The 23,908-nt window shown below is 59.0% G+C and carries 26 protein-coding genes and 3 pseudogenes; 13 read left to right on the plus strand and 16 right to left on the minus strand.

Translation table 11 applies throughout. The features are described 5' to 3' along the window. From repC to LQK84_RS23610, 4 genes are all read right to left on the minus strand, one after another. Positions 1-1,334 (minus strand): plasmid replication protein RepC (gene repC, locus LQK84_RS23595; protein WP_230831254.1); only part of this gene is annotated, 1,334 nt, incomplete at its 3' end. 195 nt (positions 1,335-1,529) lie between these two features. Next, complete coding sequence (repB, locus tag LQK84_RS23600; RefSeq protein WP_230831255.1) at positions 1,530-2,531, minus strand: plasmid partitioning protein RepB; 1,002 nt, start codon at positions 2,529-2,531, stop codon at positions 1,530-1,532. Then, positions 2,528-3,745 carry a plasmid partitioning protein RepA gene (gene repA / locus LQK84_RS23605; RefSeq protein WP_230831256.1) on the minus strand — a complete coding sequence of 406 codons (1,218 nt, stop codon included), beginning with the start codon at positions 3,743-3,745 and terminating at the stop codon, positions 2,528-2,530. Before repA ends, repB begins: the two co-directional genes overlap by 4 nt. A 314-nt stretch (positions 3,746-4,059) precedes the next feature. Continuing rightward, positions 4,060-4,842, minus strand: coding sequence for an N-6 DNA methylase (locus LQK84_RS23610; protein ID WP_230831257.1), 783 nt, complete (start codon positions 4,840-4,842; stop codon positions 4,060-4,062). 229 nt (positions 4,843-5,071) lie between these two features. Between LQK84_RS23610 and LQK84_RS23615 the strand changes: the two genes are divergently transcribed. Beyond that, on the plus strand, positions 5,072-5,278 hold the full coding sequence (locus tag LQK84_RS23615; RefSeq protein ID WP_230831258.1) for a hypothetical protein: 207 nt from the start codon (positions 5,072-5,074) through the stop codon (positions 5,276-5,278). A gap of 217 nt (positions 5,279-5,495) precedes the next feature. Here LQK84_RS23615 and LQK84_RS23620 read toward each other — a convergent pair whose 3' ends face one another. Then, a complete protein-coding gene (locus LQK84_RS23620; protein ID WP_230831259.1) occupies positions 5,496-5,789 on the minus strand; it encodes a hypothetical protein in 294 nt (97 codons plus the stop codon). Beyond that, positions 5,786-6,640, minus strand: coding sequence for a DUF932 domain-containing protein (locus tag LQK84_RS23625; protein WP_230831260.1), 855 nt, complete (start codon positions 6,638-6,640; stop codon positions 5,786-5,788). Before LQK84_RS23625 ends, LQK84_RS23620 begins: the two co-directional genes overlap by 4 nt. 573 nt (positions 6,641-7,213) lie before the next feature. On the opposite strand from LQK84_RS23625, the gene LQK84_RS23630 reads away from it, so the two are divergent. The 4 genes and pseudogenes from LQK84_RS23630 to plsY all read left to right on the plus strand — a co-directional run bounded on the left by LQK84_RS23630 (position 7,214) and on the right by plsY (position 9,394). Next, positions 7,214-7,456 (plus strand): WGR domain-containing protein, encoded by a 243-nt coding sequence (locus LQK84_RS23630; protein ID WP_230831261.1) that lies wholly within the window; start codon positions 7,214-7,216, stop codon positions 7,454-7,456. Positions 7,457-7,655: 199 nt separating this feature from the next. After that, the gene (locus tag LQK84_RS23635) at positions 7,656-8,423 is read left to right on the plus strand and encodes an IS6 family transposase (protein ID WP_230831262.1); all 768 of its coding nucleotides are present in this window, start codon (positions 7,656-7,658) and stop codon (positions 8,421-8,423) included. 40 nt (positions 8,424-8,463) lie between these two features. After that, positions 8,464-8,700, plus strand: a pseudogene (locus tag LQK84_RS23640) (recombinase family protein); the annotation flags it as partial. 37 nt (positions 8,701-8,737) lie between these two features. Continuing rightward, a complete protein-coding gene (plsY, locus tag LQK84_RS23645; protein ID WP_230831263.1) occupies positions 8,738-9,394 on the plus strand; it encodes a glycerol-3-phosphate 1-O-acyltransferase PlsY in 657 nt (218 codons plus the stop codon). A gap of 306 nt (positions 9,395-9,700) precedes the next feature. On the opposite strand, the gene LQK84_RS23650 is transcribed toward plsY, so the two are convergent. Continuing rightward, positions 9,701-10,258: a TetR/AcrR family transcriptional regulator gene (locus LQK84_RS23650; protein ID WP_230831264.1), complete on the minus strand. Its 558-nt coding sequence runs from the start codon at positions 10,256-10,258 to the stop codon at positions 9,701-9,703. 74 nt (positions 10,259-10,332) lie between these two features. Between LQK84_RS23650 and LQK84_RS23655 the strand changes: the two genes are divergently transcribed. Together LQK84_RS23655 and LQK84_RS23660 are read left to right on the plus strand one after the other, a co-directional pair. After that, positions 10,333-11,511, plus strand: coding sequence for an alpha/beta hydrolase family protein (locus tag LQK84_RS23655; RefSeq protein WP_230831265.1), 1,179 nt, complete (start codon positions 10,333-10,335; stop codon positions 11,509-11,511). A gap of 105 nt (positions 11,512-11,616) precedes the next feature. Continuing rightward, positions 11,617-12,801, plus strand: coding sequence for an SGNH/GDSL hydrolase family protein (locus LQK84_RS23660; protein WP_230831266.1), 1,185 nt, complete (start codon positions 11,617-11,619; stop codon positions 12,799-12,801). A gap of 111 nt (positions 12,802-12,912) precedes the next feature. Here LQK84_RS23660 and LQK84_RS25380 read toward each other — a convergent pair whose 3' ends face one another. The 4 genes from LQK84_RS25380 to LQK84_RS23675 are packed head-to-tail and all read right to left on the minus strand — an operon-like array spanning position 12,913 to position 15,626. Continuing rightward, entirely contained in the window at positions 12,913-13,320 is a 408-nt protein-coding gene (locus LQK84_RS25380; protein ID WP_442967010.1) for a GFA family protein, read from the minus strand. Beyond that, positions 13,317-14,276: an alpha/beta fold hydrolase gene (locus tag LQK84_RS23665; protein WP_230831267.1), complete on the minus strand. Its 960-nt coding sequence runs from the start codon at positions 14,274-14,276 to the stop codon at positions 13,317-13,319. Before LQK84_RS23665 ends, LQK84_RS25380 begins: the two co-directional genes overlap by 4 nt. Before the next feature lie 11 nt (positions 14,277-14,287). After that, positions 14,288-15,175 (minus strand): NAD(P)/FAD-dependent oxidoreductase, encoded by an 888-nt coding sequence (locus LQK84_RS23670; RefSeq protein ID WP_230831268.1) that lies wholly within the window; start codon positions 15,173-15,175, stop codon positions 14,288-14,290. After that, positions 15,168-15,626, minus strand: coding sequence for an RrF2 family transcriptional regulator (locus LQK84_RS23675; RefSeq protein WP_230831269.1), 459 nt, complete (start codon positions 15,624-15,626; stop codon positions 15,168-15,170). The genes LQK84_RS23670 and LQK84_RS23675 overlap by 8 nt, the downstream gene beginning before the upstream one ends. Positions 15,627-15,879: 253 nt before the next feature. Between LQK84_RS23675 and LQK84_RS25295 the strand changes: the two are divergent. The 3 genes and pseudogenes from LQK84_RS25295 to LQK84_RS23685 form a co-directional block, all read left to right on the plus strand. Further along, positions 15,880-16,038, plus strand: a pseudogene (locus LQK84_RS25295) (TetR/AcrR family transcriptional regulator); the annotation flags it as partial. 3 nt (positions 16,039-16,041) lie between these two features. Further along, positions 16,042-16,464 (plus strand): TetR/AcrR family transcriptional regulator, encoded by a 423-nt coding sequence (locus tag LQK84_RS23680; RefSeq protein WP_330166435.1) that lies wholly within the window; start codon positions 16,042-16,044, stop codon positions 16,462-16,464. Further along, a complete protein-coding gene (locus LQK84_RS23685; RefSeq protein WP_230831271.1) occupies positions 16,461-17,291 on the plus strand; it encodes a DMT family transporter in 831 nt (276 codons plus the stop codon). The genes LQK84_RS23680 and LQK84_RS23685 overlap by 4 nt, the downstream gene beginning before the upstream one ends. 138 nt (positions 17,292-17,429) lie before the next feature. Here LQK84_RS23685 and LQK84_RS23690 read toward each other — a convergent pair whose 3' ends face one another. Genes LQK84_RS23690 through LQK84_RS23705 form a run of 4 tightly spaced genes read right to left on the minus strand, consistent with a single transcriptional unit; the run spans position 17,430 to position 19,480 of the window. After that, on the minus strand, positions 17,430-18,557 hold the full coding sequence (locus LQK84_RS23690) for a site-specific integrase (protein ID WP_230831272.1): 1,128 nt from the start codon (positions 18,555-18,557) through the stop codon (positions 17,430-17,432). Next, positions 18,554-18,802, minus strand: a complete 249-nt coding sequence (locus tag LQK84_RS23695) for a type II toxin-antitoxin system Phd/YefM family antitoxin (protein WP_230831273.1) — start codon at positions 18,800-18,802, stop codon at positions 18,554-18,556. Before LQK84_RS23695 ends, LQK84_RS23690 begins: the two co-directional genes overlap by 4 nt. 10 nt (positions 18,803-18,812) lie before the next feature. After that, positions 18,813-19,190 carry a type II toxin-antitoxin system VapC family toxin gene (locus LQK84_RS23700; RefSeq protein ID WP_230831274.1) on the minus strand — a complete coding sequence of 126 codons (378 nt, stop codon included), beginning with the start codon at positions 19,188-19,190 and terminating at the stop codon, positions 18,813-18,815. Continuing rightward, positions 19,187-19,480 carry a type II toxin-antitoxin system Phd/YefM family antitoxin gene (locus LQK84_RS23705; RefSeq protein WP_230831275.1) on the minus strand — a complete coding sequence of 98 codons (294 nt, stop codon included), beginning with the start codon at positions 19,478-19,480 and terminating at the stop codon, positions 19,187-19,189. The genes LQK84_RS23700 and LQK84_RS23705 overlap by 4 nt, the downstream gene beginning before the upstream one ends. A gap of 224 nt (positions 19,481-19,704) precedes the next feature. On the opposite strand from LQK84_RS23705, the pseudogene LQK84_RS23710 reads away from it, so the two are divergent. Beyond that, positions 19,705-20,802, plus strand: a pseudogene (locus LQK84_RS23710) (RHE_PE00001 family protein). A gap of 140 nt (positions 20,803-20,942) precedes the next feature. Beyond that, positions 20,943-22,403 (plus strand): trypsin-like serine peptidase, encoded by a 1,461-nt coding sequence (locus LQK84_RS23715; protein ID WP_230831276.1) that lies wholly within the window; start codon positions 20,943-20,945, stop codon positions 22,401-22,403. A 68-nt stretch (positions 22,404-22,471) separates the two neighbouring features. On the opposite strand, the gene LQK84_RS23720 is transcribed toward LQK84_RS23715, so the two are convergent. Beyond that, the gene (locus LQK84_RS23720; RefSeq protein ID WP_230831277.1) at positions 22,472-23,098 is read right to left on the minus strand and encodes a hypothetical protein; all 627 of its coding nucleotides are present in this window, start codon (positions 23,096-23,098) and stop codon (positions 22,472-22,474) included. Between the two features lie 342 nt (positions 23,099-23,440). Here LQK84_RS23720 and LQK84_RS23725 point away from each other — a divergent pair, with 342 nt between their 5' ends. Further along, positions 23,441-23,860 (plus strand): hypothetical protein, encoded by a 420-nt coding sequence (locus LQK84_RS23725; protein ID WP_230831278.1) that lies wholly within the window; start codon positions 23,441-23,443, stop codon positions 23,858-23,860. The last annotated feature ends 48 nt before the right edge of the window (positions 23,861-23,908 follow it).

The following is a 23,908-nucleotide window of genomic DNA, read 5'->3' on the forward strand; positions in this document are numbered from 1 at the left end:
AGCATGGAGCGGACCACGATCGCCGCCGACATCAGGTCTCGCCAGCTGGTGACATGGCCGCCGGGGCCGTAATTGACGATTTCCGGGCAGGCGGACAGCACCATGCCGAGCGGGAAGGGTTTCAGGCCCGCGATGCTGTCGAGCGACTTGCGCTCGGGCGCGGCACCACCCGAAGACACGGCGCGGAGATCCGGCCTTGAGGCCTGATCCGGCGCGGTCTCGCCCGCAAAACCGGCGGGTCCCCCCTCCCCTGCGGTGGATTTTGCTCCGTTTGCGGCCAGCCCTGCGGCTATTCTTTCAGCCTGCCGGCGCTGGCGGGCGATTTCAGCCGCGGCTGCGTCTTCGACTTCTCCGCCGGGCCCGCGGCCCGGCCGGATTGCGCCCGCCCAGGCAATTTCGTCGCCTACCACGCTCGGGTCGGCATAGTCACCGGCCTCCCCGGCTCCATCGCCTTCAGCCGTTTCCCTCACTTCGGCCCAATCCCGCCCGACTTCATCCCGATTTTGCCCCTGCGTCTTTTCAAAGCGCGGTTCAATTTCAGAGTAAGAGTCGGGATTTGAATTCTGTATATGCCGCTCGTTGTGATGGGCATTGCCGCTTTGATTTTGCGTTTTCAGCTGCATTTCCAGCTGGTTGAGGATGTTTTCCCGCAGGAACGTCATCGCATCGAGCGTTTGAGCCACCATCGGCGCACTCGGCTTTCTCGGATAGTCGGCGAGGATCGTCCGATATTCGGCCTCTGCGGCGTCCCAGTCGCCGGAAGCGCCCTCTTCGATCGCGGTCGCAATCAGCTTGGCGACATCCCGCCGGCAGATGGTGAGCCTTTCCTTCAGGCGCTGCAGATGCAGCCGTTCCGCCGCGACCTCGGCCGCCAGGCGCTCGATCTCTGCGGCACGCGCCAGCAGCGGGGCGAGCGAAAAGCCGAAGGCCTCGTCGATCTGGCCTTCGCGGTCGCGGCGGACAAAGCGCTTGCCATTGGCGCTGTCGCGACGCGTCAGGAGGCCGGCGTCGATGAGGCTGGCTATATGCCGGCGGATCGTCTGTTCGGGCATGCCATGGGCCCTCAGCGACAGCTGCGCATTGGAGGGAAACACGATCATCGCGTCTTCCGCCGAAAGCTCGGACTTCGGATAGAAGCTGAGCAGCGCGTTGAGGATCGCGAGCGCCCGGTCGGTCACGCCGAGCCGTTCGCGGGCTTCGCAGAGCGCACGGTAAAGCTTCCACTTGTCGGCGCGGGCGCCCTCTTCAATTTCCGCCGATGCCATCTGGTCTTTCAACATGGCATAGGTCAGCGGCCGCCGCCCAAAGGGCGTCGTCACATGCTCCATCTGCATCGTCTTTCACCTTCTAAAAGGCAAAAAAAACCTGCTCACCAAAACGGCGCCAAAGACTCTTGACAGTGATTCTGGGAAATGCGATTCTCTAGTTGCTACACACGAGAAGGGCTTCCACGGTTCGCCGATTGGGGGCCTTTTTCTTTTGCGGTTTCGATCTCCTAAATACGGTTGAATTGTCACCTGACAATCGAATTAATGGTCTGTTCCAGCAGCGTTTTCTTTTTCAAACTGCTCCACAAGATCACTCATTCGAGTGCCGAGGAACTGTGCGAACTCTGCAGATGTGACTGTGATTTTTGCACCCTTGGCGGTTGGGATCACTGAGCCCAGAACGATCCCTCGCCGCGTTCGAATCTTGCCGCCATCGTCTTTTTTCTTCGCAGCACTCTTTCCCTGAGCGTTGGCCCACAAGCGCGCAAACCGCTCATTCGTGTCGATCGCCGAGAATTTAGCGTCGACTATGATCGCCGCAATCCTGGCTTTGACCGCCTCATCCTTCAAGAGCTCGGCGAAGGCCAGCCACCGCGGTCGCCCAATTTTGGAGGCCGGACCGATGGCCAGTATGATTTCGGTTGGAATAGCATCAGCAACCTGCAGCAGCCGTGAGGTTTCCGGCTTGTCGACGGACAGCGCCTGTGCAATCCGCTCCCGATCAAAGCCGTGCTGCTCGAGCCGCTTCGCAAACAGCGCCCGCTCGATAAAGCTGAGATCAATGCGAGGGCCGTTCTCCTGCCCTTGCGCAACGACCAGTTCCTCATCGGTGAGTTGGCGCACGATCGCCTTGATCGGGCGCTCCAGGACGATGGCAGCGCGCAATCTTCGATGCCCGTAAGCCGCCTGGTAACTATTCTCTTTTGTCGGATGCGGACGCACAAGGATGGGAACTTGCTGACCGCTTTCCCGCATCGACGCGATAAGCTCATCCAGCGCCGCGTCGTTCTCGATTGGAATCCGGTCCTGAATGAATGACGCCTCTATACGGTCCGGACTCAATTCAACGACCTTGTCGCCGGCGGCCAGAGCGGATCGTAGCTCCTTCGCCGCCGCCGCTTCATCACCGAGACGGCCAAGAGAGAGGTTCATTGCTCTCACGGCTCCCGCGGGCTTGTGCGCGGGCTGAGGCTGAGCTGCCGGCTTCGACGGCTCGCTACCCGCCGTGCTGACCATATTCTTGAGTATGTCGCGGCCCTTCATGCGCGCCCCCAGGAGCTCTTGAGCAATGCCTCGATTTCCATATTCACCCCATCCATTGCCTCAACGGCCCGATCATATGTCTGCCGGTTCATGGATTCTCGCGCAGCCTCGTAGATCGTCTGCTTCGACAGGCCGGCATCGGAAATTGCCGTCGACTTCACCATCATCGAGGTCAGCACACGGTCTCCGAAGAGAGATCTGAGGAAAGCAACGATCTGCGCCTGAGGGCCGTCATTCGGTTCGTATCGTGTGACCAGATAACGCATCCAGTCATATTCGAGATTTCCACCCGCATCCTTGACCACGGACAGAAGGTCCGAGGTCATCGCGAGAAATTGGTTCATGGATGCCACGTCAAGCATCTGCGGATGAACGGTAATGAGGACGGCGGTTGCTGCACACAAGGCCGACAGCGTGAGAAAGCCGAGCGTTGGCGGGCAGTCGATAACAACGACATCATATCGATCGGAGACATCCGTCAGCGCATTGCCGACACGCATGAAAAACATGTCAGTCTCGGAACTGTGCCGCTCTGCGAGCGCCCTGGGTGTGTCGTGTTCGAATTCGTGAAGTTCGAGATTGCCGGGGATCAGATCAAGGCCAGGGAAATATGTCTCGCGAACGACCTCGGCAACCGGTCGACGAAGCTCATCATAGCGAATAGCGCCGAACAGCGTCTCGTTTTCGCCAACATCAAACTCCGGCTGATAGCCGAGCATTGCAGACATCGACGCCTGCGGGTCAAGATCGACGGCGAGAACGCGATAACCGCGAAGCGCGAGATATTGGGCGAGATGCGTCGCTGTCGTCGTCTTTCCCGAGCCGCCCTTGAAGTTGGTAACGGCGATGACCTGCAAATGGTCGGCCTCCCGCCGCCCGGCCAGGTAGGCAAGCTTTGTCTTCCCCAGCAACTGACGGATCGTGTTGATCTCCGCCAGTGAGAAAGTCCGACGGCCACCGGATGTCTTCTCCGAACTTACAGACCCTTCCTGAGCAGCGAGATGGCGCACATAGCTGTCGGTAACGCCGAGCAGTTTGGCGGCTTCGGCGCTGCTGAAGCGGCGAAGCGCCTTTTGAGCGTCCGGCGAAAACAGGCGAGCGGATAGCTCCTGAAGATTGCTGCTCAATTTTGCAGAATCATCGGCAATAGTTTTATCAATCGAAACGCGCTCGATCTTTTCGACTGTCGTATCTTTTGCGCTCTTATTCGCCATTCACGGTAAACCCGATAATTCTCTCTATTTTCCGCAAATGATCTCATACACCGCCTATGCGTCAAGCGATTTTTGGTTAATGCACATTAACCTTTGATCTTTCGTCGAAAACCATTGTTTTCCAATCGCTTGGGAATCTTGTCAGCTGACAATAATTTCAGCGAATAGTCATGGAAGCAGTGTCCATCTGCGAATTTCTGAGAGAATCGGATGAACCCGCGCGTCGCAAGAAACTAGTAGATTGCTCAATGTGCCCCCAGTATGCTCATTGGGTCCGTAGAGTTGATTGGCGAAACGCCAAAAGCGCCCGCGTTTCAGGATAAATTCAACTGGCCGCGCTTGTCGGCTGCAAAGCAGATCGCTTCTGGTCGCCTTTCCATGTTCCGAGGCACTGACGTGCTCGTCTTATGCTCTTCAAAGGCATCCCGCCTTGTCTTCAACTTCCAATCCCACCCTCCAAGGATATGAGCGCACGTCCTCCACTCGTCTATCATTTGCAGTCTGAGGGTGTCGCCCTCGATGAACACGGCGGGGATGTGAAGAAGGGTGAACTGGATATAGGCCATGCGCACCGCGCGCCGGTCGATATCGTTGGCGGTGACGTGAAGGCATTGCTGGTAATTGAAACCGTCATCCCGCATTTCCTCGACAAGGGCGATGATCATTACGCCCGCGCCAACGGCGGGTGCCTGAGCCAATAGATAGCCCCGCTTTTCAATGCTCTGCGTGATCATGTCCGGATCTATCGTCATGCGGGCCATCAACTGGCAAATCGAATAGGGCGTAAAAAACTGGCCCTTCGCCTTGCTGTGTAATTCGAGCGCATGGAACACCTGACCGAGGATGTCGGCCGGCGCTGCTTCCAAGGCCAGGACCAGTTCACCCATGATCTTCGGAAACAGGTCCAGCGTCTTGCGATCATAGCGTGCCACGATTTCCATATAACGGGCCTCGCGCTTGTCGCGCCGGCTCAGATCGACGGCATTGCTGAGCGATATGGCCGCGCATTCACACCAGTCACCAAACACCGTGTAGAGATCATGCTGATAGCGTGTCGTCTCGAAGAGCTTCACGATGGATGTCAGATGCGCGTCCATTGGTCTTGTCCCTTGTTTCTGTCCCGAAGGGCAGGAGCCCCTGCCCTGCCTTCGAGCTCGTGCGGAACAGCGTGGGGAAGGGGGACAAGGAGAAACTCGGGAGGGGGATCACCCACACGAAGGGCGTCGCGACGATCCACGCCAAGCGCACCAGGTGCGCGCCGTCGCAAACGTGGCGAGGATCCGCGCGCGCGTCCTGCACGAGCAAAGCAAAGGGGAGCGAGGAAGGATGGGGAGACCCGAATTTGCCCTTGAGGGGGAGGGGGCAGCAGCGCTCCCCTTCACCCGGCCGCAGGCCAGGGCGGAGCTTGCGAGCCCGGGCATGCGTCACAAGATGAAGAGTATCGGAGAAATCAGCATAGCGGCGACCGATGGGCGGATTTCGGGAATTCTCGTCGCGCCACGGGTGGAAAAAGGCCAGCCGCAGGAGCCTTAGCGAAGCGACCCGAAGGGGGAGGCGGGACCGACTGGACCCGTCCGGGGCGTTCCGTGTGGATCGGCAAGCCCATCAAATTGTCCGCGTCGAGCTCTAACGGGCGGGTGGGGAGTTCGAGGGGCGGGGCGCAAGGGGAGCCCTTCGAAGGCGGCCGGGTTCCTCGTGAAAACCCGGCCTGAAGCTCTGCCGCATCTCCAGGCGTCGCTGATCGAATCCTCTAGCAAACCACTGTCAGCGTCAAGCAACTGCGCGCGCAAAGCCGCGCCGCGACGCTCAGGGCGCTTTCGAAATCGGGGCAATCGGTAATGGCCTCGCAACCGCCGTCCTGCAAGCGACCGTAGATCGTGAAGAACTCGGCCTTGTCGCGTGCCATGCCGCCCTCGATACAGGTTTCACCGGCGCCATCCTCGGCGGCATTGATGCAGCCGCCGAGTTCAAGATTGGTGAATGTCCGCCAGTCGGGTTCGGTGCCTCCCGGGCAGCAATTGAAGAGAATGTGGGGGCGCATCATCGTGCACCCTTCAGCTTTGCCATTTCTGCTCCCAAGAGCCACAGCGCCTTGTTGAGCTCGATGTCCTGATCAATGCCGGTAACGGCGCGCGAGGTCATACGGCGACGCCTTCCGAACTCGTCGCGGGTAACCGCGCGAATGCCGCCCTTGATGGCGTTTTCCTGCACCACGTTCCATGTGGTCCACAGATCGCTTGCCATGTCACCCGTCCGGCGCTCCGTCAAAAGCTGCTCAGGTCTGATCGGCGTCTTCGTTTCACCCTCGGTGTCACCGAAGCGCAGGAGATGGGCGCTCTGGGCGAGGCTGTGCTTTTCCTCGGCGTTCAAGCGCAGCGAAGACCAGTCCTGTGGCGCGGCCAGCGCATGCTCAGCGCCTTTCAGGACGGTATAGGTACCCTCGATCACCTTCGCCTGAACGTCTCCGGAGTGACGAACCTTGATTTCCTCGATCTTGCCTGTTTGCGTGACAAGGGAATTGAGGCAACGAATGCGAAACAGACCTGCCATCAGTTCGTAAGCGCTGGTTCCGTCATTGGCGTTCTTCAGAAGGATTTCGCAGACGGTATCACCGACATTGTAGACTTTGCCGTCATCGATGCGGCGAAGGCGGATGAGATGTTTCGTGAAATCGGCCTTGCCTTCGATGCGGCTCGACGACTGCTTTGCACCGACCGGCACGAAGCCTTCTTTCGTCAGGCCACGAAGGACTTCGATGGTCGGGATCGGCTGGAAGCGTTCCGAACGGCTTTCATGGGCGACGGTGGCAAAGATCGACGGCGCGATGCGGCGCATTTCGTCCTCGGTCATGGCGCGGCCGGTGTCGAAACGGGCGGTCTGGGTGTAAACGGTCATGATAGGTTCTCCACGGTTTCCGAGTTCCGAGAAGCAAGCCCCGCAGTGGGCGAAGCCTTCACCCACCGTTCCGGTGGATGTGCCCTCACATCCAACCGAACGAAGGGGGGAGGGCGAAGCCCGCTCCCCGGTGGTCTGTCGGGCTGGTCATGGGTCTGTCGGTCAGAAAAACCGAAGGTTCGGCGCGTCAGCGGTGAAAGCCGTTTTTCTGACGGACGGACAAGGCGGAGCCTGCTTGCCCATTGGCGAGACCGGCGGACCCTCGTAGAGCGGCAAGAAGACGGGAAAGATGCGCAGCAAGCGGGAGCGGCTGCACTCTGTGAACGAGAACGCCTTGGCGATCACCGTATGAGATTTGATGAGGGACGCATGGCCTCGTGCGTGGTGGTGATGTTGTAGAGATTGTACATATAGCAACGATGCGCGAAGCATTCCGCGTCGGCAAAAAGCGGTCAGGAGCGGGCTCTACTGCCGGGGCCTGCCCCGACAGCATTAACAATATGAATCGCAGTTACAGCATTGATTCAAAAGTCTGATTGGACATGGATCTGCGGAGTGGTGACAATCGCAGTCATGACGATAGCGCCCCTGCCATTCTACGCCGAACGCCTCGATCCGACCCGCAACATGGCACGGTTCTACGCGCTCGAGGTTTCGGAAGACCTGTTCGGAAAAACCCGGCTGGAGAGGCGCTGGGGCAGGATCGGCAGTCGCGGGCAGGTCAAGGTCGAGCTGGTGCTGACGAGCGCGGAGGCTTCAAAGCGCATCGACGCCCTCGTGCGTCAGAAGACCAGGCGCGGCTATCTCCCCAAATAACGCCCGCCCGAAGAGGCGGACCTTTTGCCGCGAGGCGGCAGGGCGATGCCCTCGGCCGATGAGCCGGGGGCGGTTCGATGTCAATCCCAGGGGATGACGGCCATCAGGGGTCGTTTGCGGGAGGGGGCGAAATACGGCTCTGTTGCAAAAATTTTGCCGATGTCCGAAAGAGTGCGGACAATTTTCAGCGAGATTTTTGATGTGCGATTTCAAGTGGCGGCATTTTCAGGGTAACGTGATTTTGTGGGCGGTGCGGTGGTATTGCCGCTATGGGATCAGCTACCGCGATCTTGAACAGATGATGGGTGAGCGCGGTGTGCCTGTCGATCATTCCACGATTTATCGCTGGGTCCAGAAATACGCGCCGGAGATCGAAAAACGACTGCGCTGGCATTGTCGCCGACCACAGTCAACGAGCTGGCGCGTTGACGAAACCTATGTGAAGGTTCGCGGCAAATGGACCTATCTGTATCGGGCCGTCGACAAATTCGGCAACACGATCGATTTCTACCTGTCTCCGACACGCAATGCCAAAGCGGCCAAGCGTTTCCTCGGTAAAGCTTTGAACAGCCTAAAAGACTGGGAAAAGCCGACTGTCATCATCACGGACAAAGCGCCGACCTATGGGATTGCGATCGCGCAGTTGAAGGCCGAAGGCAAATGCTCCGATGACCTTGTGCATCGGCAGGTCAAATATCTGAACAATGTCGTCGAGGCTGACCACGGTAAGCTAAAGCAGCTGATCAAACCGGTCAGAGGGTTCAAGACGTTGAATACGGCATATGCGACGATCAAGGGCTTCGAGGTCATGCGGGCGTTACGCAAGGGCCAGGCTGCTATTTTCAACCTGACACGAGACATCCAAGGGGAAGCGCGTATCGTTGAACGCGCTTTTGGTATCGGGCCGAGCGCGTTGACAGAAGCCGTGGAACTGCTCGCCCAGAATCTACAAGGCAAGACCGCTTGACAGCAGAGAACGAGGGGCTTTCAGGGCAAGCTGGATTTTTGCAACAGAGCCCGCACGAGGACGAAACGGCGGCGCGCCGTTCAAGATGACACCTGCAAAGCTGCGGCTCGCTCAAGCTGCAATGGGAAAGCCGGAAACCAAGGTGGCTGATCTCTGCGCCGAACTCGGCATCACCCGACAGACGCTTTATCGTTTTGTCGGCCCGAAAGGCGAATTGCGCGATGACGGCGTGAAGCTGCTCGATCGTCGAAAGCGGATCATGACGCAGACCATGTAATGCCGAGCATCCGAAATCAAACGTTGAAGGGACTCTGATGGTTTTTTGGCTAACAAATGTGGTTGGGCTGGTGATCGCCTATCTCCTGGGTTCTATCCCGACCGGCTATCTGGCGGGCAAACTTAATGGTATCGACATCCGGAAGCACGGCTCGAAATCCACAGGCGCAACGAACGTGTTGCGGACGCTGGGCAAATTGCCTGCGGTTGTGGTCCTCCTGATAGATATTTTGAAAGGAGCTGGAGCGGTCGCTTTTGTTCGCTGGATTTGTCCTTGGTGGATCGCGCTGTTGTCGAGCACTTCTCCGTCTGCGACGGAGCTGCAAGCCTGGCAGCCTTGGTTCGTTTGTTTGGCCGGTCTCGCCGCTTTGCTGGGCCACGCCCGTTCAATCTGGCTGAATTTCACCGGCGGAAAATCCGCCGCCACGGGGTTGGGCATCCTATTGGCCTTGTCCTGGCAGGTTGGCATAGGTGCAGCGATAGTGTTCGGCGGAGGGATCGCCATTTTTAGAATTGTCTCACTCAGCTCAATGCTCGCGGCCCTGGCCGCGATCGCCCTTATCTTCGTTCTCCCGGACCCGCTGCCCTATCGTTTGTTGGTACTCGCCGGAGCAATTTATGTGATAGCGCGCCATCGCGCCAACATTCAGCGGCTATGGTCTGGGACAGAGCCGCGCTTGGGTACAAAGCCGTAAAACGGCCTACCGTATATCTGTGCCCCTTTAATGTTCAGGGGCCTACTGGCCCATGTCTCGCCACTCGGTTGGGAACACATCAATCTCACCGGAGAATATCGTTGGCCAAAGCCTTAGCGTAGGATTCCGCCCCGTCCCGCAAACGACCCGAGAATAGCTATCAGGTCTTCTGGCAGTATCGCTTCCTTCTGCCGGAAAGGGGCGGCGTGTTTGTTGCGGATGCCGGCCATCACGGTAGCAATCGCGCCAACAGTGTGGTTGTCGCAAGCGAAGCACTCCAAACCTGCGATCAAACATTAAGGCATCTTAAATCGTAATCGTTTTCAATAACCTCCTGACAAGCTTATCCGCATACCCCTCATCGAGCGGCATTCCCAAAACCGCGCGCATGTAGAGCGGCGCGAGCAGGTAATCGATCACATCCTCTGCCTCCGGCGTAGCCTCGCCGCGCGTATCGGCGCGAGCCAGCAATGCCTGGAGCTGTTCTAGCCGTGGCGCCAGCGTCAGCTTTCGGGTTTCCGGCGACATGGTCGTGGTGGCCAGCAGCACACGGAAGAAGTTGACCTCGGCATCGGCGTTCAGTCCGGCGGCAATCCGTCGCGCCCATTGGGTCAGATCTGCCAAAAGGCCCCCTTCGTCGGGCAGAGGAAATGTTTCGTTGAGCCGTTCCACGGCCATTTCCATCAATAGAGATCCGACATCGCCCCACCGCCGATAAAGACTGGTCGGGGCGATGCCTGCCAGCTTCGCGATTTCCGGCATGGTGACGTTGTGGAGGCCATGCTCGACTGCAAGCGCGCGCGCCGCCTCGAAGGCCTTTGCTTTTACAATGGCGGTTCGCCCGCCGGGACGTCTGGTTGACATGCCGACCTTAAAGTGAATATATTTGCTTTAACGCCGGTTTCGGCGCCTGTTCCATGTCACATTAGGGCACCACAATGTCAAAGCAAGAGATCGCAACCGGCGGTGAAGACTATTCCACCCAAAGGCTTAGCCAGCGTTATCGCTTTTCGGATCCAAATATGGATCTCTTCTTCCTCGGTGCTCTCGGTTGGGCTCCGGCCGGCGGCATCTCGGCGGGGGAGGCCTTTCAGGTCGCCACGATGATCGAGGATGGCAATGCCGATTCCTGGGCCAACGCCTTCGAGGGTCAGGGCGAAACCCTGATCGCTCAAGCAGATCAATGGATTTCGCGCGGCGAGACCCGTGCTGCTGGCGAAACCCGTCTACGCGCCTTCACCTGCTTCCGTCTTGCGTGGCAATTTATCTCTCCGGGTGACCGGTTCCTGTTCTTGTTCCGCCGCAGCCAGCAGCTTTTCGATTTGGCGATGGACGAGCTGGGTCTGCCGTCGGAGCGGTTTGAGGTGCCTTATGGCGGCTCCGTCTTGCCGGGGCACTTCTTCCGCGCCAGCGATCCCGCTTCCCCCACGATGCTGGTGATCGGCGGTGCGGACACCTGTCATGAAGATCGCTTCCTGTCGCAGGGGCGCTACTATATCGACAGGGGCTATCACGTCGCTTTGGTGGACCTGCCTGGGCAGGGGGCCACGGCGGCCGACGGGCTTTTCTGGGAGCCCGAAACCGAAAAGCCGGTGGGGGCTGTGCTCGATTTTCTCCTTGCGAATTGCGGTGTCGATTTTTCCCGGCTGGCTTTGCTGGGCATGAGTCTTGGCGGCTATTTTGCTGCCCGGGCTGCCGCCGAGGAGCCGCGGCTCGCTGCGGTCATCGCCACGCCGGTCCTGTCCAAACCGGTCGAGCTTTTCATGGCGGCGGTTGGCGCCCATTCCAATCCGTCGCAGGCTGCCGAGAGGAACATGGACGTCCTGATGTGGAAGTGCGGGACGCAAGACCTGTCTTCTCTCGCCAGCAAATGGCAGGATAAACATGCCGATCCCGCAAAAGTGCGGATGCCGTTTCTTTCGGTGCTAGGCACACAGGAGGGCGGCGTCTGGCAGAAGCAGACACGGAACTGGAGCCAAGGCGTGACGTCGCCAGGCAGCCAATTGCTGGTCCTCGGACCGGAAACCGGGGCCGATGCGCATTGCCAGGGAAACAATCCGCTGCGTCTGGCCCAGGAGGTTCATGCGTGGCTCGGCGCCATCTTTGCGGCGCGGTAAACAGTGCGTTTCGCAACGGTCGGTCGAGGCCGATTTTGCCAAGGTCATAGCAATGACGCGATGCTTCCGCACTTTGCCGCCTTAACCATAAGAACTGGATTTGCGATGTTCGAAGCGAATGCCGATTGGCACAGGAATCCCATCACTGCCGCAATGCTGCGTGGCTGTATTGAGCTTGAGGAGACGCCAGCCGGCCTCCTGCCTCACCGACTGCCCAAATGGGCGCGGACGCAGTGGGCCGATCCGCAGCTTTCCATGGTGGAACAGCAGCCATCGGGCATGCGCCTGTGCTTCAGGACGCGGGCTACGACGATCGCCCTCGAAGCTCTGCCGACAAAGCGGCATTATGTCGGAATGCCGCCGCGTCCGGATGGGATCTATGATCTCGTAATCGACGGTGTCCTCGCCGGTCAGGGAAGCATCGCGACGGGGAATGTGGTGCGTATCGATCTGGCGAGGTGGGCGGCCGATGCAAACCTTGTCACCGACATGGAGCCGGGCACACCCGGCCTGCTGCGCTTCGAGGCGCTGCCGGACAAAATGAAGGTAATCGAAATCTGGTTGCCGCATGACGAGGTGACGGAACTGGTCGCTCTTCATGCAAATGCCCCCATCGAGCCGGTCCCGCCATCCGGTCGGCGGATATGGCTCCATCATGGCAGCTCGATCAGTCATGGCTCCAATGCGGTGCATCCAAGCGGCATCTGGCCTGTGGTTGCGGCATCCATCGCCGGTGTCGATCTTTTGAATCTGGGTTTCGGCGGCTGCGCGCTGCTCGATCCGTTCCTCGCGCGAACCATAAGGGACCAGCCAGCCGATCTTATCAGCCTCAAGCTCGGCATTAATGTCGTCAATATGGACCTGATGCGGCTGCGCGCTTTCGGTCCGGCGGTCCATGGCTTTCTCGACACGATCCGTGACGGACATCCGACCACGCCGTTGCTGATCGTTTCCCCGATCTTCTGCCCGATCCATGAAAACACACCTGGCCCCAGTGTGCCGGATTTCTCGGACGGTCAACTGAAGTTCCGCGCGGCGGGCAGCGGAACCGACGCGGCAGTTGGCAAGCTGACGCTCTCGTTGATCCGCGACGCCCTTGGCGCGATCATCATGCAAAGAAGAAGAACCGACTCCAACATACACTATCTAGACGGACGAGACCTCTATGGGGCAGCAGATCATGAAGGACTTCCGCTGCCAGACAGACTGCATCCCGACACCGCAACCCACAGGCTGATCGGCGAGCGATTTGAAGCGGCGATATTTTGCGCGGGTGGGCCTTTCGAGTGATGTTGACCTTCGATGCCGCCCGTCGCAAAGGCGACATCAACGCGCCCCGCGTCTTGCTCAGGTTGGATGTCGGTACAATGTTGCAGGTAGCGGCAACTACGCCATCGCCCTTCAATCCAGATATTTCCCGGTCTCGGCCCCGTCGCGATACCGAATGGTGACGGATCGGATGCTGTCCTCGGGCAAGAGGTTGGCGTTGATGCCACGTGTCTTGCGTGTTGATCTACGCGGCACCCAATGGGTGATGCAACCGCAATGGCGGCAACGATGGAAGTCGACGTTACGGCCGTTCCATGTATAGGTGTCAGTCTCGAGCCCCTCAGGCGTCGTGACGTCTTCTGCGTTATAATAAGCCCAGACCACGCCGTAACGACTGCAGAGTGAGCAATTGCATCGCGTAAGCTCCGTCGGCGGTGTCGATAATCTGATGGTCACGGCTGCGCAGTGGCAGGTGGCTTTGATAGGAAAAGTCATGGTTTGCGTACGGCCGTTCTTAGGCATGTGAGTGACCGTTGTCATCGGAGCTTGTCGATAGTGGTGACGAACAGTTCGATCAGTCGGGCAATGTCGTCGGGCCTTTCCTCCGCCACCCAATGTCCGGAGCCGTCGATGATCACCGAGCGCACGTCGGAAGCGCCATGATCGCGCAAGGCCTGCGCCAGAACATCAGCGCCCGCGCCTAAGCTGCGGTCGGCTCCAGCAACGAGTAGAGGCACCGGCAAGTTGCCGCGCTGACCGTCGTTGAACAGCTTGTCCTGCGGGAATGACCGATAGAAGCCGAAGCCTGCTGAGAGCTGATCCGCCGATCCATAGGCGGCCGCGTACCCGGCTACATCTGCATCACGGATTGCCGTGGGGCTGCTGGCATTTTTGTCGATAAAATAGCGGAAATAACGCGTCTGCCGCCCCGCGACGAGCTGCTCGGCGAGCGGCGCTTGTGCGTTGAATTGAAAGTGCCATGCCTGCGGGATCGTTTCGACCTTGTCCCAGGGCGCCAGACCGGGAAGCGGGACGTCGAGGATTGCTGCACCCTGCACTTCCTCGGGAAACTGGCGCGCGTAGGCATAGGTCACCATGCCGCCGATGTCGTGGCCGACCAGCACGACGTGCCTAGCGTCGAGGCCCTTGACGAAATCGTGCAGTTCCCTCGCCATTGCGGCCTTTGAGAAATCCCGCGATGGCGAGGTCGAGCCACCGACGCCCGGCAAGTCCACGGCGACCACGCGATAGCGCATTGCAAGGCGGGGCATGACCTTATGCCACTCGCTGGCATCCTCCGGCCAGCCATGCAGCAGGACGATCAGCGTCTCACCCGTCCCCGCTTCAAGGTAACGGAAGCGCTGGCTTCCGACAGAAGCCGTCCTTTCGTGAATGGAAGCGGTCGTTTCCGCGGTGGCCATTGCCGGCCGGACAACCGTGAACGCGATGGGGGCACTTGCAAGTAGAACGGCAAGAATGAGGCGTGGGGCCAACATGCTCTCTCCAGTCAGGTATCGAAAATGAGCGACTGGCTGACCATCGCGCCGGCCAGCGATCCATCGGCTACGGCACGCGCCACCATCGAGGGGAACGCCGCGATGTCGCCAGCGGCATGGACGCCCGGTACCGACGTCATCATGCGGTCATCGACGGCTAGAACCGAACCTGCTGGAGTTTCCCGCATGGCACATCCCAGCGCGCTGGAGACCTGGCTGCGCGGTTCGATCGCCGGCGCGATGTAGAGGGCATCCAGACGGGCGCACCGCGCGGGCGCCAGTTCAACATGGCTCAATCTGCCGTCAGAGCCATGCAGCGCTATGATAGGCGCTGTTTCGACTGCGATACCGTGCGTGGCAAGTGTGTGGCTTTGTTCCACATCAACACCATTGGTGAACAAGGTCGTCGGACCCCAGTTCGCAATGAGACGTGCATGATGCAGGGAAGCCGGGCCGGCATAAAGGACGCCCAGTCGATGGTCTGCATATTCGTAGCCGTGGCAATATGGGCAATGCAGGACGCTCGTTCCCCAGCGCTCGGCAAGGCCATTGATCGGCGGCAATATATCCCGTACGCCGCTGGCGAGGATCAATCGGCGACCTTTCAGGACGTCACCTGCGGCGAGCATGACGGAAAAGCCATCTCTTGCGCCGGTCGCGCTGACCGCCTCGCCGTCGACAAGGCGGACTGTGCTATAGGGCTTCAGCTGCGTCCGCGCCGTCGACAACATTACGGAAGGTATCGATCCGTCATGGGTGAAAAAACCGTGCGATTGCGGTGAGAAGCGGTTGCGAGGCATGCCGGTATCGAGAACGACGACATCGTGTCGTCCCCGCCCAAGATACATGGCTGCAGACAGGCCGGCAAAGCTGCCGCCGATAATGATTGTATCATGCATGACGGATATCCGATCGTTTCATTCCGATTGCGGCGAGGCGGGCATCGAAATCCTTCGACAAGGAAGCTAGAGTTACGGCTTCCATACGGACGAGCAGGACAGCCTCCGCTTGTTGCCTAGCGTCGTTAAGCTCGGCGTTAACGGCTTGCTCCACGAGACAAGACGGATGATCGCTGCGATTACCGAAGGCAAACAGCCGAGGCGCGCCGATGGCATCGTAAAGCATCCGCAACGTCACATCCTCCGGGCGACGCGCCAGCGTCCATCCACCGCCCGGTCCTTTGGTCGAGTGCACGATACCCGCTTCGCGCAGGCCTGCAAATGTCCGGCGGGCAACCACCGGATTGCTGCCCATCGCTTTGGCCATCGCGTCGGACGTCATCGGCTCGGAAGCGTCGGCCAAATGCAGAAGCAGGTGCAATATGCTGGAAAGACGAACATCATTTGACATGTAACTATGTGTGTTACATTTTGACCGTGGCGTCAAGACAGGCTCTGGCAATTCTATCCCGCAGGATACGATCGAATGTGTTAATCAACCAATCCGTGGCAAAGTCCGGCCTGGGAAGCCACCCTTTATGAACTCGGGACGCTCAACGGCCCGCTGCGGGAAGGGCTCGTGGGTGTCAAGAGCAAGCGCCGATTGACCGGCCCCGCGACGCAGCATATGAGATAGACAGGTCTGTATCATTTAGGGTTATGTCATGTCTCTTCGTGCCGATGCCGCCGAGAAGCGCCAACATATTATCGAAACCGCCTACCGCCTTTTCAAGCGTGACGGGCTTCATGCCACCGGCATTGACAAAATCATTGCGGAAGCCGGCGTTGCCAAGATGACCATGTATCGGCATTTCCCGAGCAAGGAAGTGCTGATCGTCAACGTTCTGGACTGGCGGGCGGAGCACTTCAGGCGGCAGCTTGACATGTTGCTGGAGCCGGTCGCGACGCCTGACGAACAGATCGTTGCGATTTTCGATTGGCATGAGCGCTGGTTTGAAAGCCCCGGGTTTCATGGATGTTTGTTCCAGCATTCCCTGGCTGAATATGGAACGCCGGGCCATGCGGTTTTCGAGGCGGTTTCGCGACAAAAGCATGCCCTGAAACAACGGCTTCAGGACATCCTTGAGCAAACACTCCCGGAAGAGCGCGCCGCGGTTTTCGCCAATACGCTGTTCATGCTGATCGAAGGGGCGACCATGCTTGCCCATTTGGGGCAGGGGAAGATGGCCGTCGCAAGCATGCGGAAAACGGCGTCCGCCCTTCTCTTCTCTGCGGACCGCCTGCAATGAACGCCCTTGTCGTCGGCCTTGCCCTGTTTGCCGCCATCCTGCATGCGAGCTGGAACGCCTTTCTGCGTAGCGGTGGCGACCGGCTCTGGACTGTGACCGTGATGAGCTTTGCCGGCACAGCCGTCGCACTGCCGTTCCTTTTCCTCTATCCCCTGCCGCCGTCGGCAGCCTGGCCTTACATCGGCCTTTCTGCCTTCCTTCAGGTTGGATACAGCCTGTTTCTGGTTGCTGCCTATCGTCATGGTGATTTGGGACAGATTTATCCGATTGTGCGCGGAACCGTGCCGCTTCTGGTCACGCTGGGCGGCTTCGCCGTGACAGGAGAAAGGCTTGATGTCTTCCATGTCGCCGGCGTCGTTCTCATTGCGCTCGGCATCATGAGCCTCGCCTTGGGGAAATTTCGCGCAGCCAATACATCCATTCTGTTTGCGCTAGCGGCAGGTGCGATCATCGCGGCCTATGCCACTGTCGATTCTGTCGGCGTGAAACAGGCTGGCCGAAGCGAAGCCTATACGGCCTGGGTGCTGGTGCTCTATGGGCTCTTGCTGCCGACCGCATATCTTGCCATGCGCCGAGGCCTCACGGTCGATATTCGTTCGCCTGATACTTGGAAGGCGCTCGGCGGCGGTCTGGTGGCGATGATCGCCTACGGCGTCGTGGTCGCCGCCTTCGCCATCGGCCCAACCGGGCCGATTACCGCGCTGAGAGAGACAAGCGTTGTCTTCGCAGTGCTGATCGGATGGCTGTTTCTCGGCGAAGCTCTCACAGTCCGCCGCGTAATCGCGTGTGCCGTTGTAGCGGCCGGCGCGATCATTCTGGGGTGGTAGTGCCTTTTTGAAAAGGTGCAATGGCTCTTTTGAAAGTTCAATCAGCCCACAGCAGCAGAAGGGGCTCCCGCGACCGGCACAAATCTAGCTCACGGAACCGCATCGAGAGGACCCGCCTCCGTCGTTACCTTCGAAAGCCTACAGCAACCGCGCCGCCCGTCCACTCCTGCGGGTCGCGCTGTTATAATACTCCGAGGCCTGCTGAACGGACCGATGCCTCGACTGTTCCATGGCCTCAGGCAACGGGATGCCCCTGTTGGCGGCTTCGGTGAGGTATCCGGATCGCAACCCGTGCGCAGAGAACTCCGATGGATTGAGACCTGCTTGTCGCACACGCTGCTTCACGATGTCGTTCACGGCGGTAGGATCGAGCGCGCGGGGCGAGACATTGCCCCAGCGATCGATCCCCCGAAACACGCTGCCGCTTTCGATCCGCGCGGCCTTGAGCCAGATGTTCAACGCCTCGACGGGCCGGCCGGTGAGATAGACGACTTCCTCGTGATCGGCGCCGCTGGTCTTTGTCCGCCCCAGATGAATGGACAGCGAGGGGAGGGGAGAGCCTCCCTCGACAGCAATGGGCTCTTCGTCGGACAGCTGCTCCTTGCGTAATGCCGCCACTTCGCTGCGGCGACGGCCGCCGGAGGCGAAGGCGACCATGAGGATCGCCCTGTCGCGGAGATCGCGCAGTGTTCCGCTTTCGCATGTCTTGAGGAGGTGGCCGAGGATGTCGCCCGTCACCGCCCTGGCGCTTTTGCGCTTGCGCGGACGCGGCGTGGCCCGCACGGCAAGCCGGATCGCGGACTTGACCCCTGGAGACGCGAATGCACCCTCCAGCCCGCGCCATTTCGTCAGCGTCGACCAGGTGGCCAGCCGCCGGCGCACCGTATCGGGGGCGTGTGGACCGCTGGCTCTCAGGAAACCTTGACCGCGAAGCTGGTCTTCGACGTCGATCGGCATTCCATGCTGCGGATCGGCGAGGCGTTTTTCCGGATCCCAAAGATGATGGGCAACGAACTTCAACAGAAGCGCTTCCGGCGCCGGCCACGGAAGAGAGCCGCCGGTCGCTGAGAGCGACCAGGCCTGCAGATAGGCCAGATCGGAGGTGAGAGCCCGCAGCGTGTTTTCACCCATGCCCTGATTGACCAGATGCCGCAGCGTTTCGACATCCTGGTCGGTGAGCAGATCCGCCAACGTGTCGCGACGCCCCATCGGCAGGACGGAGGCGATGGTGTCGAGGTGTTGGATCCGTCGGTCAATCGCACTCATATTGGCAAGCCATGCTCGTCGTACAAATCGGAATGGTCGGAGGTCGTCCCCGGTGGAACGGTTTTGCGACCCTCTGCAGCCAATTCGAGGAAGCCCAGTTCGGCGTTCGCCGTCTTCGCAATCGGCATGAGTGTCGCGATGGGCCTCTCGTCGCGGCAGATCACAATCGCATCGCCGCGCAAAACGAGCTCAATGAGCTCCTCGAACCGAGCCGCCGCCTCGGTCACCTCGACAAGAATCCTCATCGGCGTTTCTTCACCAGACCCTCTCATGCAAGATTGCATCGAAGACCAGATCCGTCGAGACCAGCGCGCAGTGCTCCAGCCGTGTCTGCGCGGCGAGGATCCGGTCCCAGGGGTCCAGGTGGTCCCAGTCGAACGCAGCCGCCAGTTCTGCATGAAGGTCACTGATGGCGAGCGTCTGGAATCCGCTTGCGCTCACGGCAGCGCGCAATTCCTGTGGTTTGAGATCGAGCTTCTTCAAACGCATCTTGTTGTCGAGTTCGTAAAACGAGACTGCGCTGACAAGGACGATGTTGCGCTTGTCCTCGATCAACGTCCGCGCATGCGACGACAGACGTGAACTCCCAATCGTCCACCAATAGACGGCATGGCTGTCGAGCAGGAGCTTCACGGTTTCTTGGCGCCATCGACGGGTTTACCTTGGAAGACGCCGGCGTCATCGTTCCAATCGCCGGCATCGATCGCAGCCTGCTCTGCGTCCTCAGCGTCGAACAGATCGTCCGGCAGTTCCCGCTGCGCCAGGAGGCCAAACGGCCGCTTGCCTGAAGGGTCGGCCGGACCGATGCGCGCATAAATTTCGTTGCCGCGCGTCACGATGATCTCCTCACCCTGGTTGGCGCGTTCCAGCACCTCGGCGAATTTTCGGCGTGCCTCGCTGATTTTGTAATGGGTTTGGGGCATGGCGAGTTCCGGTTGGTCCATTTGGGGAATGATAGCACCGGAAGGAGGAGATGTACAACCAATTCGTACATTTGATCTTCGATAAGAGGTACTTATCGTGAGCTATCGCACACAAACATGGCCGTTCTTATTGTGAATCGATAACCCTTCTTTGCTTTCGTTAACGCGACATTTACCATAAAATCAATGGCGTAGATCGCACGAAAATCATCATCAGTGACTTCATGCGGCCGGCTTTTCGACGCCGTCGTCGCCCTCACGCGTCTGGATGAGCGCATCGCCCATTCGCCGGTTGGTCAGGGCTGGATCGAGCGGCAGAATTTCGCCGATGCTTGCGCGTCGCTGTGGATGGACGGCGAACTCGTCCATCGCGAAGACCTCGTCCTCCACGACGCTTTTCGCGATACCCGCACGCCAACCCACGAGCTCACCATCGCCCGCGACGTGCTTCGCAACCGTCGGCGCATCGCTGCACAATTGCCGGATTGGGTTTTGTCCGCAGAGTGTATCGAAATCTATGACAGATGTCGGACATCAATCCGGGGGGAGCCGGAACGGTTAATCCAGCCGCTACCACCAAGCGCGTCGTCGCGGGCGATCCAGTGGGGGAGGGAGAGGCTGTCGATGACCTCGGAAATCTCCCCGGCGTCGATTACGCCGCCATCGATGCGCTGCTCGCCCGATCCGAAGCAGCGATTGAACGAGCAAGAAAGCCCGGTCGGGCTTCGGCCGATACTCGCGAACGAGACCCTCTCGTCTATGATCTCGACTGGGACGAGGATGCGCGGCTCGACGAATGGCGCGGCGTGTTGAGATAGACCCAGGACTTGCCGCCGATCCTGCAGGCGATCATCGCCCTAGATGCCTGGAACGAGTTGTCGGTTCTGCAACATGCGCCCTGGCTCGGGCGGCTGTTTGCTGCCTCCATCCTGCGCCAGTCCGGCGTCACCACCGGCGCCCATCTCGCCGCCATCAACCTCGGACTGAAAGCCATACCCGTCGATCGGCACCGCCATCGCGACCGCGAGACGCGGTTACTGGCGATTTCAAGGGCGCTGACAATTGGCGCCGAGACGGGGCTGAAGGAGCATGGCCGCTTGGTGCTGGCGCAGCAGATGATGATGCGAAAACTGGAGGGGCGGCGGACGTCATCCAGGCTACCGGAGCTCGTGGAGGTCGTCATCGCGCGGCCGCTGATCTCGGCCGGCATGGTGGCGAAGACTCTTGAGGTGACGCCGCAGGCGGCGCGGCGGATCGTTCTGGAGCTCGGCCTTAGGGAAATGACCGGGAGGGGGAGGTTTCGGTCATGGGGGATTATGTAATCCCGGCCTGTTAACCCCTATCGCGTTGATGCGGACGCATCCCTGCCAGTGTTTGCGCGGCACTTCTACGTTTGACATCGCCCAGCGTCTAAACTTGAAATATGTCAGCTACATTGGTGGCAGCCACTGTGAGGATGTTGATGGCTGATCTAGACACGCACCACGTAGAAATAACCACCGAAAACCCTGCGCTGTCGGCTCTGGAACTATCATGGGGATGGGCGGAATTTTCTGCAGAAGACGGGCTCGGTCCTCTTGGCTCAATGTACGAGGCCGGTGACGCTCTCGTTGCTGTTGCGAGGAGCGATAAGGATGGGATGACCATAATTGGGAGTGGCGTCATGGTCGCGCCTGGCATCCTCCTAACCGCAACTCATGTGCTGCAGGAGTTCAGTCCATCATCCGCCGGACCGCTTTTTTTGACTTTCCTGCCAGGAGCGGCAAGAGCATGGCTACCCTTTGACGTTGCTACTATTTCCAAACAGAGCGAGTTCGACGGAGATCGGAAGATCTACTCGGATGTTTCGCTCGTCAGCTGTACCTTGAACTCCGACGCGCTCCCGGAATTTCCTCTGGGGCTTGCGACGATGCAGATCGCGTTGCCTCTCGTTGGCGAGCGCCTATGGGCGATCGGCTTCAGGCATCAGCACATCGAGAACGGTTCAACACTTGTGACGCCGATGGTCTCGTCTGGGCTTGTCACCGAAGCATTTCCTCATGGGCGCGGTGAGCGATTGGCGTCTCCGTGTTTTGAAGTCAATATGGACACGCTGGGAGGGATGAGCGGCGGCGCCGTCGTGAATTCGGAAGGTCGCTTGGTCGGCATTGTCTCCTCCTCGTTTGCCGGAGGTCCATCTTACGTCACGCTCATTTGGGAAGCGTTGCGGCTTGAGACTAGAGGGACCATCCCAAAGCTAAAGAACGAAGATCGCGTCAGTCTGCTGGCTGCTGAAAAGAGAGGGGTGGCGAAGCTCATCGGAGACGTGAAGGTCAAGCCTTGGGGAGATTTGCAGTTCCGCTTCTCAAAGCCGGAAAGTGAGCTTTTTGCCCGCTCGATCGCCAACTCGCCATCTGAAACCGATCCGGACAGATACACAAAGGACAAAATTGATGAGTTCCTGGAAAAGTGGGGCTCTGACATGGAGGATGTGGCGGGTGACGCCGCCATATCTGCACTGCAGAACATGACTTGCGAGAAGGTGGGGCAGTTTATTGCGGGGGAAGTTCCGGACGAATGGAATACCCCAGTCACTTCGTTTTCGGTTGAGGATTTCGAAGGTGTTGAGGATCCGGAGGTCATTTCGATCCTAAAGCAGGATCATGAAACGATCGAGATCGATCTATTCTTCGATCTTCACACCGTAGTATGGACAGTCCAGGTCGCGATGGCAGACTTCCAAGAACGCAGGGGTGGAATTTCCGACTACTTCATCAATATCGACATCGGGGATGAAGAGGTGTCGTTGGACTTGGTCCAACGTGTCTTTTTCAGGGTAGGCATGATCTTCGATGTCGAGGCGCAAGTGTTCTCTGACGTTACAGTAAGAACTGCTTCTGTCAGGCGGCGCGCAAAGCGAGTGGCGGAGGTGGAGACCGGTTGAGAATCCGGTGCTGCCGGCCTTTTAACTGCTGGACCCCGTAGCCGGGACGCCTTCCTCCGTGTTTAAAATCAGATTGGCGGCTCCTCGATCGCTCCCGACAATCGATCGGCGCGGCCCCAAAAACGCAGTCCTGCCCGAGTATAGAGCAATAGGTAGTCGGCTGGAATGACGATCAAGGCACTATCGGGAGATGGGCCCGCGTTGATGTCGATGTACTGCTGGGGGTCGCTCTGCCAAAACTGCGGCGCGGACTCTCGCAGCATTGCACTGGTCTTTCCATCGCCGTGGCGCACCACATTCGCAACGTTGTGCCCCATGATCAGCATCTCGGCAACGCCGTCCTTCACGCCGTCAATTCCGGCATGCGCAAAGCAATCCGCCAGGAGTGCTTCAAGGCCTTGTGTCTGCACGGGTGGTTTTCGAGGCGACGAGAACATAAAGCTCGCCCACTGGCGCAGTTGGCGTTCAAAGAGTGCTGACATTACAAGAACGAACGCTTTTGCGGCCTCGTTGCGTGTATGGGCATTGACCTGCGCCCTCGCGCGATCAAGACCCTCATCTAAAGATTCAGGTGTTCCCAATTCCCAGCGTTCAGCCGGCTCGAGGCTATCCATCGCAATCGTGACGACACGCGTGTAGAATCTGTGCAGATTTGCCTGGAAAATCCGAGGGAGATGGTCGACCGGCGCGATCATGATGATCCTTGCAATCTTTGCGACCCATTCAGGTCCGATGGCAGCGTGTATTATAGCCTCATGTTATAGTGTTAGCGGTTGCAGGGGATGCTTCCAAGGCAAACTTGGGCGGAATGATATCTGGATGCAGCATCAGTACTTGCGAGCGAAGTGCCGATCTCTCGCGCCGCGCACAACAAAGTCTTTCAAGCCTCAATAACAGCCATAGCAATTCTCTTATTCCGTGTATATCTATGAGGTTAGATACAGAAGGAGGTGCGTTTGACTACCGCCGATGGCCATACAAGTCGTGGGAAGTGGTCGGCCTCTGGGGTTCCCCATAAAGGGTGGCACTGCGTTTCCGTGGACGATCTCGAAGAACCCTCACAGGAATGCGAGATGTGTGAGAGCGTTGATATCCGATACGTCCACTATATGGAGCACCCGGATTATCCGGACACATTGGCCGTGGGCTGCATTTGTGCGGAACACATGGAAAACGACTACGTCCGACCACGTGAACGCGAGGCCGGACTTCGCCGGCTGTCCAGACGTCGGACAACCTGGGGCAAGCGTGAGTGGCGATTGTCCCGGCATGGAAATTTATACCTCAACACCGAAGGTTTTAATCTGACCGTCTTTCAACGAGGCGCCGGCTTTGGGGTGTCCGTCGCGCGGCGAGATCGAGACGGCAGGCAAATGGGCAAAAAGAACTATTCCACCCAGGAAGACGCCAAGGCTGCTGCGTTGAACGCATTGATATGGGCGAAGGCCCATCTCTAAATTTTGCATATTTGTGGGTCCGCTTATGCGGAAAGACTGTCGCGGGGA

The sequence above is a fragment of the Rhizobium sp. C4 genome, assembly GCF_021026315.1.
GTDB lineage: Bacteria > Pseudomonadota > Alphaproteobacteria > Rhizobiales > Rhizobiaceae > Ensifer_A.

Coding starts and splice junctions, on each gene's coding strand:
- repB (WP_230831255.1), bottom strand. CDS start 2,531: ATGAAGGGCCGCGACATACTCAAGAATATGGTCAGCACGGCGGGTAGC.
- repA (WP_230831256.1), bottom strand. CDS start 3,745: ATGGCGAATAAGAGCGCAAAAGATACGACAGTCGAAAAGATCGAGCGC.
- LQK84_RS23610 (WP_230831257.1), bottom strand. CDS start 4,842: ATGGACGCGCATCTGACATCCATCGTGAAGCTCTTCGAGACGACACGC.
- LQK84_RS23615 (WP_230831258.1), top strand. CDS start 5,072: ATGGGGAGACCCGAATTTGCCCTTGAGGGGGAGGGGGCAGCAGCGCTC.
- LQK84_RS23620 (WP_230831259.1), bottom strand. CDS start 5,789: ATGATGCGCCCCCACATTCTCTTCAATTGCTGCCCGGGAGGCACCGAA.
- LQK84_RS23625 (WP_230831260.1), bottom strand. CDS start 6,640: ATGACCGTTTACACCCAGACCGCCCGTTTCGACACCGGCCGCGCCATG.
- LQK84_RS23630 (WP_230831261.1), top strand. CDS start 7,214: ATGACGATAGCGCCCCTGCCATTCTACGCCGAACGCCTCGATCCGACC.
- LQK84_RS23635 (WP_230831262.1), top strand. CDS start 7,656: ATGTGCGATTTCAAGTGGCGGCATTTTCAGGGTAACGTGATTTTGTGG.
- plsY (WP_230831263.1), top strand. CDS start 8,738: ATGGTTTTTTGGCTAACAAATGTGGTTGGGCTGGTGATCGCCTATCTC.
- LQK84_RS23650 (WP_230831264.1), bottom strand. CDS start 10,258: ATGTCAACCAGACGTCCCGGCGGGCGAACCGCCATTGTAAAAGCAAAG.
- LQK84_RS23655 (WP_230831265.1), top strand. CDS start 10,333: ATGTCAAAGCAAGAGATCGCAACCGGCGGTGAAGACTATTCCACCCAA.
- LQK84_RS23660 (WP_230831266.1), top strand. CDS start 11,617: ATGTTCGAAGCGAATGCCGATTGGCACAGGAATCCCATCACTGCCGCA.
- LQK84_RS25380 (WP_442967010.1), bottom strand. CDS start 13,320: ATGACAACGGTCACTCACATGCCTAAGAACGGCCGTACGCAAACCATG.
- LQK84_RS23665 (WP_230831267.1), bottom strand. CDS start 14,276: ATGTTGGCCCCACGCCTCATTCTTGCCGTTCTACTTGCAAGTGCCCCC.
- LQK84_RS23670 (WP_230831268.1), bottom strand. CDS start 15,175: ATGCATGATACAATCATTATCGGCGGCAGCTTTGCCGGCCTGTCTGCA.
- LQK84_RS23675 (WP_230831269.1), bottom strand. CDS start 15,626: ATGTCAAATGATGTTCGTCTTTCCAGCATATTGCACCTGCTTCTGCAT.
- LQK84_RS23685 (WP_230831271.1), top strand. CDS start 16,461: ATGAACGCCCTTGTCGTCGGCCTTGCCCTGTTTGCCGCCATCCTGCAT.
- LQK84_RS23690 (WP_230831272.1), bottom strand. CDS start 18,557: ATGAGTGCGATTGACCGACGGATCCAACACCTCGACACCATCGCCTCC.
- LQK84_RS23695 (WP_230831273.1), bottom strand. CDS start 18,802: ATGAGGATTCTTGTCGAGGTGACCGAGGCGGCGGCTCGGTTCGAGGAG.
- LQK84_RS23705 (WP_230831275.1), bottom strand. CDS start 19,480: ATGCCCCAAACCCATTACAAAATCAGCGAGGCACGCCGAAAATTCGCC.
- LQK84_RS23715 (WP_230831276.1), top strand. CDS start 20,943: ATGGCTGATCTAGACACGCACCACGTAGAAATAACCACCGAAAACCCT.
- LQK84_RS23720 (WP_230831277.1), bottom strand. CDS start 23,098: ATGATCGCGCCGGTCGACCATCTCCCTCGGATTTTCCAGGCAAATCTG.